We start from the raw sequence: 13,927 nt of genomic DNA on the forward strand, positions 1-13,927 counted from the left end.
GTTTAACCGAAATTTGGTATAAGAAATCCGCTCGCTTGCTCCCTTGGTCCGGAAGACTATAATCCGCGCCAATCCGCAGCCCTCTCGGGATGCGATCACTGGATCGGGAGGGCGCGATGGCGACCACGAAGCAGAAGAAGCCGGACCTCGACCTCTTGGGCGACTCCGTGCCCGAGGCGGCCGTCGTCGCGCCGCAGGTCGGCCAGATCGACGCCCCGGCGCCGCTGGAGTTTACCAAGGACGAGGATCTGAAGGCGTATCGCGAGATGCTCCTGATCCGCCGCTTCGAGGAAAAGGCCGGCCAGCTCTACGGCATGGGCTTCATCGGCGGTTTCTGCCACCTCTATATCGGCCAGGAAGCCGTCGTCGTCGGCATGCAGATGTCGCTGAAGGATGGCGACCAGGTCATCACCGGCTACCGCGACCACGGCCACATGCTGGCCACCGGCATGGAATCGCGCGGCGTGATGGCCGAGCTGACCGGCCGGCAGGGCGGCTACTCCCGCGGCAAGGGCGGGTCGATGCACATGTTCTCCAAGGAGAAGAAGTTCTACGGCGGCCACGGCATCGTCGGCGCGCAGGTGTCGATCGGCACCGGCCTCGCCTTCGCCAACCGCTACAACGGCAATGATTCGATCTCGCTGACTTACTTCGGCGACGGCGCGTCCAACCAGGGCCAGGTCTACGAGAGCTTCAACATGGCCTCGCTGTGGAAGCTGCCGGTCGTCTACATCATCGAGAACAACCGCTACGCCATGGGCACTTCGGTCAGCCGTGCCTCGGCAGAGACGAATTTTGCCCACCGCGGCCTGTCCTTCAAGATTCCGGGCATCCAGGTCGACGGCATGGACGTGCGCGCGGTGAAGGCGGCGGGCGATCTCGCCGCCGAGCATTGCCGCTCGGGCGCCGGGCCGATCATCCTCGAGATGATGACCTATCGCTACCGCGGCCACTCGATGTCCGACCCGGCGAAATACCGGTCGCGTGACGAGGTGCAGAAGATGCGCTCCGACCATGACCCGATCGAGCAGGCCAAGCAGCGCCTCTTGGAGTCGCACGGCGTGTCCGAGGAAGAGCTGAAGGGCATCGACAAGGACGTGCGCGACATCGTCGCCGACGCTGCCGATTTCGCCCAGAACGATCGCGAGCCGGATCCCTCGGAGCTGTGGACGGACATCTACGCCGACGAAACGCCCCAGGCCGCCGAGTAGGAGAGGCAGACATGCCCACCGATATTTTGATGCCCGCCCTCTCGCCGACGATGGAAGAGGGTACCGTCTCCAAGTGGATCAAGCAGGAAGGCGACAAGGTCGCCCCCGGTGATGTGATCGCCGAGATCGAGACCGACAAGGCGACGATGGAAGTCGAAGCCGTCGACGAAGGCACGATCGGCAAGATCGTCGTCCCCGCCGGCACCGAGAACGTGAAGGTGAACGCCGTCATCGCCGTGCTGCTCGCCGAGGGCGAGGATGCCGGCGCGATGGACGGTGCGAAGGCCGCGCCGGCCGCCGCGCCGTCGGCGCCCTCGGCCGAGGCGGCGGTGTCGAAGACCGAGCCCGCAGGCGCGTCCGGGGAGAAGGCGCAGTCCGAGTCGGAAGCCACCAAGGTTCCGGCGGCGGCCAAGGCCCATATGGACGGCAATGCCGACGAGGCAGAATATCCCGAGGGCACCGAGATGGTGCAGACCACGGTCCGCGACGCGCTGCGCGACGCGATGGCTGAGGAAATGCGCCGCGAGGAGAAGGTCTTCCTGATGGGCGAGGAAGTCGCCGAGTATCAGGGTGCCTACAAGATCAGCCAGGGCCTGCTGGAAGAGTTCGGTGCCCGCCGCGTCGTCGACACGCCGATCACCGAGCACGGCTTCGCCGGCCTGGGTGTCGGTGCGGCCTTTGCGGGCCTGCGCCCGATCGTCGAGTTCATGACCTTCAACTTCGCCATGCAGGCAATCGACCAGATCATCAACTCTGCCGCCAAGACGCTCTACATGGCCGGCGGCCAGATGGGCTGCCCGATCGTGTTCCGCGGCCCGAACGGCGCGGCCGCCCGCGTCGGCGCGCAGCACAGCCAGGACTTCACCGCCTGGTACGGCCAGATCCCGGGCCTCAAGGTCGTGACGCCGTTCTCGGCGGCCGACGCCAAGGGCCTGCTGAAGTCGGCCATCCGCGATCCGAACCCGGTGGTCTTCCTCGAGAACGAGATCATGTACGGGCAGACCTTCGACGTTCCGAAGGGCGATGACTGGACCGTGCCGATCGGCAAGGCGCGCATCCATCGCAAGGGCAAGGACGTCACCATCGTGTCGTTCTCGATCGGCATGACCTATGCCATCGCTGCCGCCGAGGAACTGGCGAAGGAAGGCATCGACTGCGAGATCATCGATCTCCGGACGATCCGGCCAATGGACATGGAGACGGTGATCCGTTCGGTGCAGAAGACCAACCGCTGCGTCACGGTCGAGCAGGGCTGGCCGCAGTCCTCGATCGGCTCGCACATCGCCTCCGAGCTGATGGAGCGCGCCTTCGACCACCTCGACGCGCCGGTGCTGAAGGTGACGGGCAAGGACGTTCCGATGCCCTATGCCGCAAACCTCGAAAAGCTGGCGCTGCCGACCGTGCAAGACGTCATCGATGCGGTGAAAGCCGTCTGCTACCGCGCTTAAGGGAAGAGCCCGATGCCGATCAATGTGACGATGCCGGCCCTCTCTCCGACCATGGAAGAAGGCACGCTCTCGAAATGGCTGGTGAAGGAGGGCGACAAGGTCTCCTCCGGCGACGTGCTGGCCGAGATCGAGACCGACAAGGCGACGATGGAGGTCGAGGCCGTCGACGAGGGCAAGGTGGCTAAGATCGTCGTGCCCGCGGGGACCGAGGGCGTGAAGGTCAACGCGGTGATCGCGATCCTGTCGGCTGAAGGCGAGAGTGCCAGCGATGCCTCTGCGCCGCAGCCTGCGCCTGCCAAGGCGGAAGCGCCGGCTGCGGGCGGCCAGAGCGCTGCCGCCAAGGCCGACGATGTCGCGGTGACGGCGGAGGCGGTCCCGCCCAAGGAGACGCGCGACACCGGCAAAGCCGCGCCGGCTCCCGCCAAGGCGTCCGGCGCGTCCGGCGATCGGGTCGTCGCCTCGCCGCTGGCCAAGCGCATCGCCAAGGAGGCTGGCGTTGACCTTTCCGTCGTCTCCGGCTCCGGGCCGCATGGCCGGATCGTCAAGGCTGACGTCGAGGCCGCCGCCAAGGCTGGTCCGAGCGCTGCTGCAGCCAAGGCCGAGACGCCCGCTGCCGCTGCTGCTGCCCCGAGCGCTGCCGCGGCTCCGGCTCCCGCCAAGGGCCAGAGCGACGAGCAGATCATGAAGCTCTTCCCCGAGGGCTCCTACGAGACTGTTCCGCATGACGGCATGCGCAAGATCATCGCCAAGCGCCTCGTCGAGGCGAAGTCGACGATCCCGCATTTTTACCTGACGGTCGATTGCGAGCTCGACGCGCTGCTGGCGCTGCGCGCCCAGCTGAACGCCGCCGCGCCATCGGTGAAGTCCGATGCCGGCGACAAGCCTGCCTACAAGCTCTCGGTCAACGACATGGTGATCAAGGCCCTGGCGATGGCGCTGAAGGCGGTGCCGGACGCCAACGTCTCCTGGACCGAGAGCGTGATGCTGAAACACAAGCACGCCGATGTCGGCGTTGCCGTCTCGATCGAGGGGGGGCTGATCACGCCGATCATCCGCCGCGCCGAGGAGAAGACGCTGTCGACCATCTCGAACGAGATGAAGGACCTCGCCAAGCGCGCCCGCGACCGCAAGCTGAAGCCGGAAGAGTTCCAGGGCGGCACGTCGGCGGTGTCCAACCTCGGCATGTTCGGGGTCAAGGACTTCGCCGCGGTGATCAACCCGCCGCATGCGACGATCCTTGCCGTCGGCGCCGGCGAGCCGCGCGCGGTGGTGAAGGACGGGGCGGTGGCCGTGGCGACCGTCATGTCGGTGACGCTGTCGACTGACCACCGGGCCGTCGACGGGGCCCTCGGCGCCGAACTGATCTCGGCGTTCAAGAAGTACATCGAGAACCCTATGGGCATGCTGGTCTAGGAACCGTCAGATGAAGAGCGTGCTGTGCTTCGGTGACTCGCTGACCTGGGGCTATGATCCGGCGACCGCCGTGCGGCACGCTCTTGCCGACCGTTGGCCGACGGTGCTCGGACAGGGGCTCGGGGAGGCGGTCACCATCATCCCCGAGGGCCTCAACGGGCGCACCACTTGCTTCGACGACCACACTGCGGCCGCCGAGCGGAACGGCGTGAAGACGCTGCCGACGCTGCTCGCGACGCACGATCCGCTGGACCTCGTGATCCTTTTCCTCGGCACCAACGACCTCAAGCGCCATACCGGCGGCGGGCGGGTGTTCGAGGCGCGGATCGGCATGGAGCGGTTGGTCGAAATCGTCCAGAAGTTTCCCTACCACCGGGGCTTCGCGGCGCCCGAGATCCTGATCATCGCCCCGCCGCACTTCGTCGAAACCGAGGATCCGGACATGAAGGCGCTGCTCGGCCATAGCCTTGCCGAGTCCCAAGAGTTCGGCACAGCCTATGCGCTGGTGGCCGACGAATACGGTATTGATGTCTTTGATGCCGGCGAGGTGGCGCAGTGCTCGCCGCTCGACGGCTTCCATCTCGATGCCGCCAACACGCGGGCGATCGGCGACGCACTGGTGCCGCAGGTGCAGGCGATCCTCTCCCGGCGCTAGGCTGCCATGCGGCGAGGGCGGATGCGTTCGCCGGGGGCATCGCCTACATCAACCATACTTCGACTGCTGCAAGGACGAACGCGATGGCCGACATCTATGACATCCTTATCATCGGCTCGGGTCCCGGCGGCTACGTCACCGCGATCCGTGCCGCCCAGCTCGGCTTCAAGGTCGGCATTGTCGAGCGTGAGCATCTCGGCGGCATCTGCCTGAACTGGGGCTGCATCCCGACCAAGGCACTGCTGCGCTCGGCCGAGATCTACCACTATGCCGAACACGCCTCGAACTACGGCTTGAAAATTGCCAAGCCCGAGTTCGACATGGGCGATGTCGTCAAGCGCTCGCGCGGCGTCTCGGCGCAGCTGAACGCCGGCGTCGGCTTCCTGATGAAGAAGAACAAGATCGACGTCATCTGGGGCGAGGCGAAGATCACCAAGGCCGGCAAGGGCGGGCCCTCGGAGATCGTCGTCGGTAAGATGCAGAAGCCGGTCGTGACGCCGCAGAACCCGGTGCCGAAGGGCGTTCTCGGGGAGGGCACGTATCAAGCCAAGCACGTCATCGTGGCCACTGGCGCCCGGCCGCGCGTTCTGCCCGGCATCGAGCCCGACGGCGACCGGATCTGGACCTATTTCGAGGCGATGAAGCCGGCGGAAATGCCGAAATCGCTGATCGTCATGGGCTCGGGCGCCATCGGCATCGAATTCGCCTCCTTCTACCGGACCATGGGCGCTGAGGTGACCGTGGTCGAGCTGCTGCCGACGATCATGCCGGTCGAGGACGCCGAGATCTCTGCGCTCGCGCGCAAGTCGTTCGAGAAGCAAGGCATCAAGATCGTCACCGACACCAAGGTCACGAAGGTCACGAAGTCCTCGACCGGCGTCACCGTCGAGACCGAGGGCAAGGACGGCAAGAAAGAAAGCCTCACCGCCGAGCGGCTGATCTCGGCGATCGGCGTGCAGGGCAATTCGGAAGGGCTGAACCTCGAGGCGATCGGCGTCGCGATCGACCGCGGCATCATCACCACCGACGGCTTCGGCAAGACCAATGTCGAGGGCATCTACGCCATCGGCGATGTTTCCGGCCCGCCAATGCTGGCTCACAAGGCCGAGCACGAGGGCGTCATCTGCGTCGAGGCGATCAAGGGCCTGAAGCCGCATCCGATGAAGAAGGAGCGCATTCCCGGCTGCACCTACTGCCACCCGCAGGTCGCCTCCGTCGGCCTCACCGAGGCGAAGGCCAAGGAGGGCGGCCGCGAGATCAAGGTCGGCCGGTTCAAGTTCGCTGGCAACGGCAAGGCGATTGCGCTCGGCGAGCCGGAAGGCATGGTCAAGACGATCTTCGATGCCAAGACCGGAGAGCTCCTCGGTGCCCACATGATCGGCGCGGAGGTGACCGAGCTGATCCAGGGCTACGTCGTCGCGATGGGATTGGAAACGACTGAGGAGGAGCTCATGCACACCGTGTTCCCGCATCCGACTCTCTCGGAGATGATGCACGAGAGCGTGCTCGACGCGTATGGGCGGGTGATCCACCAGTAGGGGGCGAGGGTCAGGGAGGCTTCGGGTGACGGGGTATTTGCGGCGTAACGTTCGTGAGGAACCAAGCTGTCCAGGTCGTCATCCCGGGCTTGATCCGGGATCCGTTCCAAGCCGCTGATAAAGGCATGTCCGCTCGACATTCCTGTTTTTACTGGACCAGGCTTCATCTGAGGTTGAGGAATGGATCTCAGATCAAGCCCGGGATGACGAAACTGAAGGTCGGCGGGCGAGGAGGTCCTGGTTTGATCACTATCGCCTCTGTTCACCGACGGCGCTAACATCGCATTTTCGCGCATGCTGCGGCACAGACGAACAGTACTCCGACAAACTTCGATTCGGTTCCATTCTCGCGAAATAATATTTAATCCTGCCACCATCTTGCCAAATTCGTGACCCGCACGACTTCGTTCACGACAACAATGTCGACAGCGGAGAATGAACATGAATACGAATGGCGTGGGCTGGATTGGTGCCATCATCGTCGGTGCAGTCGCGGGTTGGCTGGCCGAGCAGTTTATGAAGAGCAACATGGGTCTCTTCATGAACATCATTCTCGGCATCGTGGGCGCCATCGTCCTCAATGCCATTCTCGCGGCGATCGGCTTCAGCTTCGGCACCGGTCTCATCGCCTATCTCATCACCGGCTTCATCGGTGCCTGCTTGCTGATCGCAGTGGCACGGATGTTCCGCGGCAGCCGCGCCTAGCAGCGTTGCAAGGACCGCGGCGGAACCTTAGATTGGTGCCATGGTCACGGTCATTGATACTCTTCGTGGAGCCGGGGACGTTGTTCCCCGGCTTCGTCATCCCGAAAAAGCCCATCGTCCTGACTCCGTGGATACGCTGCCGAAGCCGGACTGGATCCGCGTAAAGGCGCCGGTGTCCATTGGGTATTTTGAGACGAAGGAAATCGTTAAATCGAACAACCTCGTCACCGTGTGCGAGGAAGCCGGCTGCCCCAACATCGGCGGGTGCTGGGAGAAGAAACACGCGACCTTCATGATCATGGGCGGTATCTGCACGCGGGCTTGCGCCTTCTGCAATGTCGCGACCGGCAAGCCGAATGCGCTGGACGCCAGCGAACCGGCGAGCGTCGGCAGGGCCGTCGCCAAGATGGGCCTCACCCATGTGGTAATCACCTCGGTCGACCGGGACGATCTTGCCGACGGCGGCGCCGAGCATTTTGCCGAGACGATCCGCGCCATTCGCGCTGCGGCCCCGATGACCACGATCGAAATCCTGACGCCCGATTTCCTGCGCAAGCCCGGCGCGCTGGAGACGGTGGTCGCGGCCAAGCCCGACGTTTTCAACCACAATCTCGAGACCGTCCCGTCGAACTACCTGACGGTTCGTCCGGGGGCCCGCTATTTCCATTCCATTCGATTGCTGCAGCAAGTGAAGGAACTCGATCCAGAAATCTTCACCAAGTCCGGCATCATGGTCGGGCTCGGCGAGGAGCGGAACGAGGTCCTTCAATTGATGGACGATCTGCGAAGCGCCGACGTCGACTTCCTGACGATCGGCCAGTATCTGCAGCCTACCAAGAAGCATCACGCCGTCATGCGATACATTCCGCCTGCCGAGTTCGACTCCTATGCGACGGTCGCCCTCAGCAAGGGTTTTCTCGTCGTGGCGTCGAGCCCGTTGACCCGCTCGTCCCACCATGCCGGCGAGGATTTTCTGCGGCTGAAGGCAGCCCGTAGCGCGCGTCAGGTCGCAGCCTAACATGCCGACATTCGAGACCAGCCGCCCTGTGCGGCACGACGCCGACAAGATGTTTGCCTTGGTGGCCGATGTCGAGCGCTACCCGGAGTTCGTGCCGCTCTGCCAGAGCCTGAAAATCCGCGACCGGCGTGAAGGCGAGGGCAAGACCTTGCTGGTGGCCGACATGACCGTCGCCTACAAGCTGCTGCGCGAAAGCTTCGCCTCGCAGGTGCTGTTGAAGCAGTCCGAGCGGCAGATCGACGTGAAATACATCGACGGTCCGTTCCGCTACCTCAACAACCGCTGGAATTTCGAGCCGCTGCCGAATGGCGGGTGCGAGGTGAAGTTCTTCATCGACTACGAGTTCAAGAGCCGGACGCTCGGGCTCGTGATGGGCTCGATGTTCGACTACGCCTTCCGCCGCTTCAGCGCGGCCTTCGAGAAGCGCGCCGACGAGATCTATGGCGTGGTGCCCGCCGTCTCCTGAAGCCAGGCGTCGAGCATTGCGAAGGCCGTGGCAACGGTTTCCAGGCGCACCTGTCTGCGGCCGAGATCGCCGAAGCGCATGGCGCGGTGAACCGTACTAGCGCGACTGGCGAGACCGAAATGCACTATGCCGACTGGCTTCTCCGGCGAGCCGCCGCCGGGACCGGCAATGCCGGTCACCGCGATGGCGACCTTAGCCTTCGAGCGGGCGAGGGCGCCTTCCACCATGGCCCGCGCGACCGGCTCCGACACGGCGCCATGCACGTCGATCAGCGCGGCGGGAACGCCGATCATTTCCGTTTTTGCCGCATTGGAATAGGTGACGAAGCCGCGGTCGAGCACGGCCGAGGAGCCGGCGATGTCGGTGATGAAGCCGGCGATGAGGCCGCCGGTGCAGGATTCGGCGGTGGCGATCATCACGCCTCTCTCGGTGAAGGCCGCGACCAGCCGGGCTGCGTGCTCGCCGAGTTGTTCCGCCGAGACGCTCATGCGCCGTCGCCGTAGACGACGCTGGCCGTCGCGATCGCGGCGATCCCCTCGCGGCGGCCGATGAAGCCGATGGTCTCGTTCGTTGTCGCCTTCACCGAGACGCGGAAGGGCTCGAGGCCGGTCATCTCGGCAATCGCCGCGCACATCGCTTCGCGGTGCGGTGCGACCTTTGGCGCCTCACTGATCAGCGTGATGTCGACATTGCAGATCCGTCCGCCGTGACGGCGCAGCAGTTCGACGGCATGGCGGACGAAGATATGCGAGGCCGCACCCCGCCATTGCGGATCGCTTGGCGGAAAATGCGTGCCGATGTCGCCTTCGCCGCAGGTGGCGAGCAGCGCGTCGGTGAGGGCGTGCAGGCCGACATCGGCGTCGGAATGGCCGAGCAGCGTCTGGTCGTGCGCGATCCTGACGCCGCAGAGGGTCACGTGGTCGCCAGGCACCAGCTGGTGCACGTCGTAGCCATTGCCGGTGCGAACGTCGATCATGCTTCCCCGCATCAGTCGGTCGGCCCGGACAATGTCGTCCTGCCGGGTGAGTTTGACATTGGCCGGCGTGCCCTCGACGAGGCGGACGGCCATCCCCGCCCACTCCGCCACTGCGGCGTCGTCGGTAAAGTCCGAAAGGCCGGCCTTGGCCGCAGCAGCATGGGCCGCGCGGATCTCGGAATAGGGAAATCCTTGCGGCGTCTGCGCCGCGAAGAGGCCGGCACGGTCGACCGTCTCGGCGATGTGGCTCTCGGCGTCACCGCGTTTCAGCGTATCGGCGACCGCCAGCGCCGGCAAGGCGCCGACACCGTCGGCGACGGCATCGACGACGCGGGCGATGGTGGCGGCGTCGATGAAGGGGCGGGCCGCATCGTGCAGCAGGACGATATCCGGCGCGAGGTCGGCGAGCGCCTCGATGCCGCAGCGCACGGAGCCCTGGCGGGTACCGGCGCCGGGCACGACGATCAGTTCTGCGGCGATGGACCGGCGGGCCTTTTCGAACAGCGCGGCGTCGTCGGGATGGATGACGACGACGATGGTGTCGACGAGGCCAGAGGCGGCGAAGGCGCGCAGGGTGTGGGTCAGCACGGCCTCACCGGCGAGCCCCCGGTACTGCTTAGGCCCCTCGGCGGACTGGCCGGCGCGCTCGCCGCGTCCGGCCGCCAGGATGACGGCGGCTGTCCTGCGATCCGGCATCCTTTTCAGCTCCCCTTCATCAATCTGGTGTGGAAGGACCATAACAGTGTGTGCGCTGCAAGAGATGTGCTTGTCTTTTGTGCATCGCTCGATAGATTGCCGGAGACATGACAAAAGAATCGACAACGCACACGGCTGCCCAACCATTAGGCGGAGGCGACGCTTCCGTCCCGGACGCGGCGCGGCCGACGCTGGCAATCGGTGCCGCCATGCCTTTGAATGCAGTGTTTCTGGCGCCTCTGTCGGGGATCACCGACGTGCCGTTCCGGCGCATCGCCCGGCGGCTTGGCGCCGGTCTCGTGGTTTCAGAGATGGTCGCGAGCGGTGAATTCGTCAAAGGCCTGCGAGAGAGTGCGCTGCGGGCGATGCACGACGGCGAGGGGCTACACGTCGTGCAGCTGGCCGGGCGCAACCCGGTCTGGATGAAGGCTGCGGCCGAAAGGCTGGTCGACCTCGGCGCCGATATCATCGACATCAACATGGGCTGCCCGGCCCGCAAGGTGGTGGGCGGCCAGTCCGGCTCTGCGCTGATGCGCGAGCCCGACCTTGCGCTGTCGCTGGTCGAGGCGACCGTCGAGGGCGCCGGCGCCATTCCGGTAACGCTGAAGATGCGCCTCGGCTGGGACCACGAGACCATCAACTCGCCGGAACTCGCCGCCCGTGCGGAGTCCGCCGGCGTGAAGATGATCACCGTGCACGGCCGCACCCGCATGCAGTTCTACGAGGGCTCGGCCGACTGGTCGGCGATCTCGGCGGTAAAGGCGGCGGTCTCGGTGCCGGTGGTGGCCAATGGCGATCTCGTCGAGCTCGACCAGCAGGCGGCGATGCTCTCGGCCAGCGGGGCCGATGCGGTGATGATCGGCCGCGGCGCCTGCGGGCGCCCATGGCTGCCGGGCCTCATGGCTGGCGCAATCAGTCGCGACCGGCTCGCCGGTCTCGGCTTTGCCGATCTGGTGGTCGAGCACTACGAGGCCATGCTCGAGCACTACGGTGCCTATACCGGCGTTCGTCATGCCCGCAAGCACCTCGGCTGGTACCTCGACCGGTTCGCGCTGGCGACCGGCGAGACGCTGGCCGCGGACCGCGCCGCGATCATGGCGACCGCCGAGCCGCCGGTGGCGATCGGCCTGATCCGCCAGATCTTCGGCACCGCCAGCATCGCGGCCGTCGAGTTCGATTCCCCTGCGACCTGCCGGCGGGAGGCCGCCTGACGTGACCAAGACACCGCCTTCCGAGCGCGAGCTTCGCATTCTCAACGCCTTGCCGCATCCGGTCATCGTGATCGACGCAAACGGCTATTTCGTCTTCGCCAATTCCGATGCCGAGCAGTTCTTCTCGGCCGGTGCCGCGCATCTCATGAAGCGCCAGCTGTCCGAGTTCATTCCGGCCGACAGCCCGTTGTTCGCCCTGATCGAGCAGGTGCGGCAGGAGAGGGCGCGGATCAGCGAGTACCGTGTCGACGTCTCCTCGCCCCGGCTGGGCGGCGAGCGGCTGGTCGATCTCTACGTCTCCATGCTGGTCGACGACCCCGACCACGTGGTGATCATGATCCAGCTGCGCTCGATCGCCGACAAGATGGACCGGCAGCTGACGCACCGCTCGGCCGCGCGCTCGGTGACCGGCCTTGCCGCCATGCTGGCGCACGAGATCCGCAATCCTCTGTCCGGCATCAAGGGCGCCGCGCAGTTGCTGGAGACGGCGGCAAGCGACGAGGACCGGGTGCTGACGCAGCTGATTCAGGAAGAGAGCGACCGGATCGTCAAGCTGGTCGACCGCATGGAGGTGTTCTCCGACCAGCGGCCGATCGAGCGCTCGGCCGTCAACATCCATTCCGTCCTCGAGCACGTGAAGACGCTGGCGCGGAGCGGTTTTGCCCGCGGCCTAAAGTTCAGCGAGGTCTACGACCCGTCGCTGCCCTTCGTCTTCGCCAACCGCGACCAGCTGGTGCAGGTATTCCTGAACCTCGTGAAGAACGCCAGCGAGGCGATTGCCGGGCAGCCGGATGGCGAGATCAAGCTTTACACCGCCTTCCGGCCGGGCGTGCGCCTGTCGGTGCCCGGCACCAAGCAGCGGGTGACGCTGCCGCTCGAGTTCATCGTCGAGGACAATGGGCCGGGCGTGCCCGACGACATCCGCCAGAACATCTTCGACCCGTTCGTGACGACCAAGCCGAGCGGCTCAGGTCTTGGCCTTGCCCTCGTCGCCAAGATCATCGGCGACCATGGCGGCGTGATCGAATGCGAGTCGCAGCCGGGCCACACCATTTTCCGCGTGCTCATGCCGATGTGGCGCGAGACCGACGTGCCGACCGGCGCCGAACCGACGTTCCGCGACCAGTAAAGGACCAGATCTGATGGCCGCCCAAATCCTCGTCGCAGATGACGACGCCGCAATCCGCACCGTGATCTCGCAGGCGCTGATGCGCGCGGGCTACGAAGTCCGGGTAACGGCGAACATCGCGACGCTGTGGCGCTGGATCTCGGCGGGCGAGGGCGACCTCGTCATCACCGACGTGCTGATGCCCGACGGCAATGCCTTCGACGTCCTGCCGAAGATCAAGAACAGCCGGCCCGACCTGCCGGTGGTCGTGATGTCGGCGCAGAACACCTTCATGACCGCGATCAAGGCGTCGGAGAAGGGCGCCTACGACTACATCCCGAAGCCCTTCGACCTTACCGAGCTCGTCTCGATCGTCCGCCGCGCGCTCGCCGAACCCAAGGCGCAGCCGAATGGCGCCGCTCCCGAGGATGCCGGCGACAACATGCCGCTCGTCGGCCGCTCGCCAGCGATGCAGGACATCTACCGTGCCCTGGCGCGGATGATGCAGACCGACCTGACGGTCACGATCACCGGCGAATCCGGCACCGGCAAGGAGCTGGTGGCCCGGGCGCTGCACGATTACGGCCGCCGCCGGAAGGGCCCGTTCGTCGCGATCAACATGGCAGCGATCCCGCGCGACCTCATCGAGTCCGAGCTGTTCGGCCACGAGAAGGGCGCCTTCACCGGCGCGCAAGCGCGCTCGAGCGGACGGTTCGAGCAGGCCGAGGGCGGCACGCTCTTCCTCGACGAGATCGGCGACATGCCGATGGAGGCGCAGACGCGGCTCCTGCGGGTGCTGCAGCAAGGCGAGTACACGGTCGTCGGCGGCCGCACGCCGATCGCCACCGACGTGCGCATCGTGGCCGCGACCAACAAGGACCTGCGCCAGTTGATCAGCCGCGGGCTGTTCCGCGAAGACCTGTTCTACCGCATCAACGTCGTGCCGCTGCGGCTGCCTCCGTTGCGCGAGCGCATCGAGGACCTGCCGGACCTTGCCCGCCACTTCTTCACCGAGGTGCAGAAGGAGGGCCTGCCGCGCAAGACGCTGAGCCAGGGCGCGCTCGACGTGATGCGGCGCTATCCGTGGCCGGGCAATGTGCGCGAGCTGGAAAATCTGATCCGCCGTCTCTCTGCGCTCTACCCGCAGGACGAAATTTCCGGCGAGCTGGTCGAGCATGAGCTCTCCAACGAATACACCCGCTCGCTCGACAGTGAGGGCGATGCCAACCGGCCGGTGGACCTCAGCGCCTCCGTCGAGCGCTACCTCTCTGACTATTTCTCGGGTTTCGGCGACCAGTTGCCGCCGCCGGGGCTGCACGGTCGCATTCTGCGGGAGGTGGAATATCCGCTGATCGCCGCAGCGTTGGCGGCAACTCGCGGAAACCAGGTGAAGGCGGCCGATCTTCTCGGCGTCAACCGCAACACGCTGCGGAAGAAAATCCGTGACCTCGACATCTCGGTAATCCGCTCGATCCGCTGAGA

The 13,927-nt window shown here is 65.6% G+C and carries 13 protein-coding genes; 11 read left to right on the forward strand and 2 right to left on the reverse strand.

Translation table 11 applies throughout. The features are described from left to right. Window positions 1-116 precede the first annotated feature (116 nt). The 8 genes from pdhA to ACZLZY_RS09710 all read left to right on the forward strand — a co-directional run bounded on the left by pdhA (window position 117) and on the right by ACZLZY_RS09710 (window position 8,454). Window positions 117-1,211, forward strand: a complete 1,095-nt coding sequence (gene pdhA, locus ACZLZY_RS09675) for a pyruvate dehydrogenase (acetyl-transferring) E1 component subunit alpha (protein ID WP_472933334.1) — start codon at window positions 117-119, stop codon at window positions 1,209-1,211. A gap of 11 nt (window positions 1,212-1,222) precedes the next feature. Then, the gene (locus ACZLZY_RS09680; RefSeq protein WP_472933335.1) at window positions 1,223-2,659 is read left to right on the forward strand and encodes a pyruvate dehydrogenase complex E1 component subunit beta; all 1,437 of its coding nucleotides are present in this window, start codon (window positions 1,223-1,225) and stop codon (window positions 2,657-2,659) included. A 12-nt stretch (window positions 2,660-2,671) separates the two neighbouring features. After that, a complete protein-coding gene (locus ACZLZY_RS09685) occupies window positions 2,672-4,072 on the forward strand; it encodes a pyruvate dehydrogenase complex dihydrolipoamide acetyltransferase (protein ID WP_472933336.1) in 1,401 nt (466 codons plus the stop codon). 10 nt (window positions 4,073-4,082) lie between these two features. Beyond that, a complete protein-coding gene (locus tag ACZLZY_RS09690) occupies window positions 4,083-4,727 on the forward strand; it encodes an SGNH/GDSL hydrolase family protein (protein ID WP_472933337.1) in 645 nt (214 codons plus the stop codon). Window positions 4,728-4,810: 83 nt separating this feature from the next. Next, the gene (gene lpdA / locus ACZLZY_RS09695; RefSeq protein ID WP_472933338.1) at window positions 4,811-6,265 is read left to right on the forward strand and encodes a dihydrolipoyl dehydrogenase; all 1,455 of its coding nucleotides are present in this window, start codon (window positions 4,811-4,813) and stop codon (window positions 6,263-6,265) included. Window positions 6,266-6,706: 441 nt separating this feature from the next. Further along, a complete protein-coding gene (locus ACZLZY_RS09700; protein WP_472933339.1) occupies window positions 6,707-6,970 on the forward strand; it encodes a GlsB/YeaQ/YmgE family stress response membrane protein in 264 nt (87 codons plus the stop codon). 40 nt (window positions 6,971-7,010) lie between these two features. Further along, on the forward strand, window positions 7,011-7,988 hold the full coding sequence (gene lipA / locus ACZLZY_RS09705; RefSeq protein ID WP_472933340.1) for a lipoyl synthase: 978 nt from the start codon (window positions 7,011-7,013) through the stop codon (window positions 7,986-7,988). A gap of 1 nt (window position 7,989) precedes the next feature. Beyond that, the gene (locus tag ACZLZY_RS09710) at window positions 7,990-8,454 is read left to right on the forward strand and encodes a type II toxin-antitoxin system RatA family toxin (RefSeq protein WP_472933341.1); all 465 of its coding nucleotides are present in this window, start codon (window positions 7,990-7,992) and stop codon (window positions 8,452-8,454) included. Here the strand turns inward: ACZLZY_RS09710 and ACZLZY_RS09715 are convergent. After that, window positions 8,427-8,942: a CinA family protein gene (locus ACZLZY_RS09715; RefSeq protein WP_472933342.1), complete on the reverse strand. Its 516-nt coding sequence runs from the start codon at window positions 8,940-8,942 to the stop codon at window positions 8,427-8,429. The two genes, ACZLZY_RS09710 and ACZLZY_RS09715, sit on opposite strands and share 28 nt — an antisense overlap. Continuing rightward, the gene (locus ACZLZY_RS09720) at window positions 8,939-10,126 is read right to left on the reverse strand and encodes a bifunctional 2-C-methyl-D-erythritol 4-phosphate cytidylyltransferase/2-C-methyl-D-erythritol 2,4-cyclodiphosphate synthase (protein WP_472933343.1); all 1,188 of its coding nucleotides are present in this window, start codon (window positions 10,124-10,126) and stop codon (window positions 8,939-8,941) included. Before ACZLZY_RS09720 ends, ACZLZY_RS09715 begins: the two co-directional genes overlap by 4 nt. 209 nt (window positions 10,127-10,335) lie before the next feature. Between ACZLZY_RS09720 and dusB the strand changes: the two genes are divergently transcribed. The 3 genes from dusB to ntrC are packed head-to-tail and all read left to right on the forward strand — an operon-like array spanning window position 10,336 to window position 13,925. Further along, the gene (gene dusB / locus ACZLZY_RS09725) at window positions 10,336-11,337 is read left to right on the forward strand and encodes a tRNA dihydrouridine synthase DusB (RefSeq protein WP_472933344.1); all 1,002 of its coding nucleotides are present in this window, start codon (window positions 10,336-10,338) and stop codon (window positions 11,335-11,337) included. Between the two features lies 1 nt (window position 11,338). Beyond that, the gene (locus ACZLZY_RS09730; protein ID WP_472933345.1) at window positions 11,339-12,466 is read left to right on the forward strand and encodes a two-component system sensor histidine kinase NtrB; all 1,128 of its coding nucleotides are present in this window, start codon (window positions 11,339-11,341) and stop codon (window positions 12,464-12,466) included. A 13-nt stretch (window positions 12,467-12,479) separates the two neighbouring features. Beyond that, window positions 12,480-13,925, forward strand: coding sequence for a nitrogen regulation protein NR(I) (gene ntrC / locus ACZLZY_RS09735; RefSeq protein WP_472933346.1), 1,446 nt, complete (start codon window positions 12,480-12,482; stop codon window positions 13,923-13,925). Window positions 13,926-13,927 lie beyond the last annotated feature (2 nt).

The sequence above is a fragment of the Mesocryomonas lacus genome (assembly GCF_055730135.2).

Coding starts and splice junctions, on each gene's coding strand:
- pdhA (WP_472933334.1), top strand. CDS start 117: ATGGCGACCACGAAGCAGAAGAAGCCGGACCTCGACCTCTTGGGCGAC.
- ACZLZY_RS09680 (WP_472933335.1), top strand. CDS start 1,223: ATGCCCACCGATATTTTGATGCCCGCCCTCTCGCCGACGATGGAAGAG.
- ACZLZY_RS09685 (WP_472933336.1), top strand. CDS start 2,672: ATGCCGATCAATGTGACGATGCCGGCCCTCTCTCCGACCATGGAAGAA.
- ACZLZY_RS09690 (WP_472933337.1), top strand. CDS start 4,083: ATGAAGAGCGTGCTGTGCTTCGGTGACTCGCTGACCTGGGGCTATGAT.
- lpdA (WP_472933338.1), top strand. CDS start 4,811: ATGGCCGACATCTATGACATCCTTATCATCGGCTCGGGTCCCGGCGGC.
- ACZLZY_RS09700 (WP_472933339.1), top strand. CDS start 6,707: ATGAATACGAATGGCGTGGGCTGGATTGGTGCCATCATCGTCGGTGCA.
- lipA (WP_472933340.1), top strand. CDS start 7,011: ATGGTCACGGTCATTGATACTCTTCGTGGAGCCGGGGACGTTGTTCCC.
- ACZLZY_RS09710 (WP_472933341.1), top strand. CDS start 7,990: ATGCCGACATTCGAGACCAGCCGCCCTGTGCGGCACGACGCCGACAAG.
- ACZLZY_RS09715 (WP_472933342.1), bottom strand. CDS start 8,942: ATGAGCGTCTCGGCGGAACAACTCGGCGAGCACGCAGCCCGGCTGGTC.
- ACZLZY_RS09720 (WP_472933343.1), bottom strand. CDS start 10,126: ATGCCGGATCGCAGGACAGCCGCCGTCATCCTGGCGGCCGGACGCGGC.
- dusB (WP_472933344.1), top strand. CDS start 10,336: ATGCCTTTGAATGCAGTGTTTCTGGCGCCTCTGTCGGGGATCACCGAC.
- ntrC (WP_472933346.1), top strand. CDS start 12,480: ATGGCCGCCCAAATCCTCGTCGCAGATGACGACGCCGCAATCCGCACC.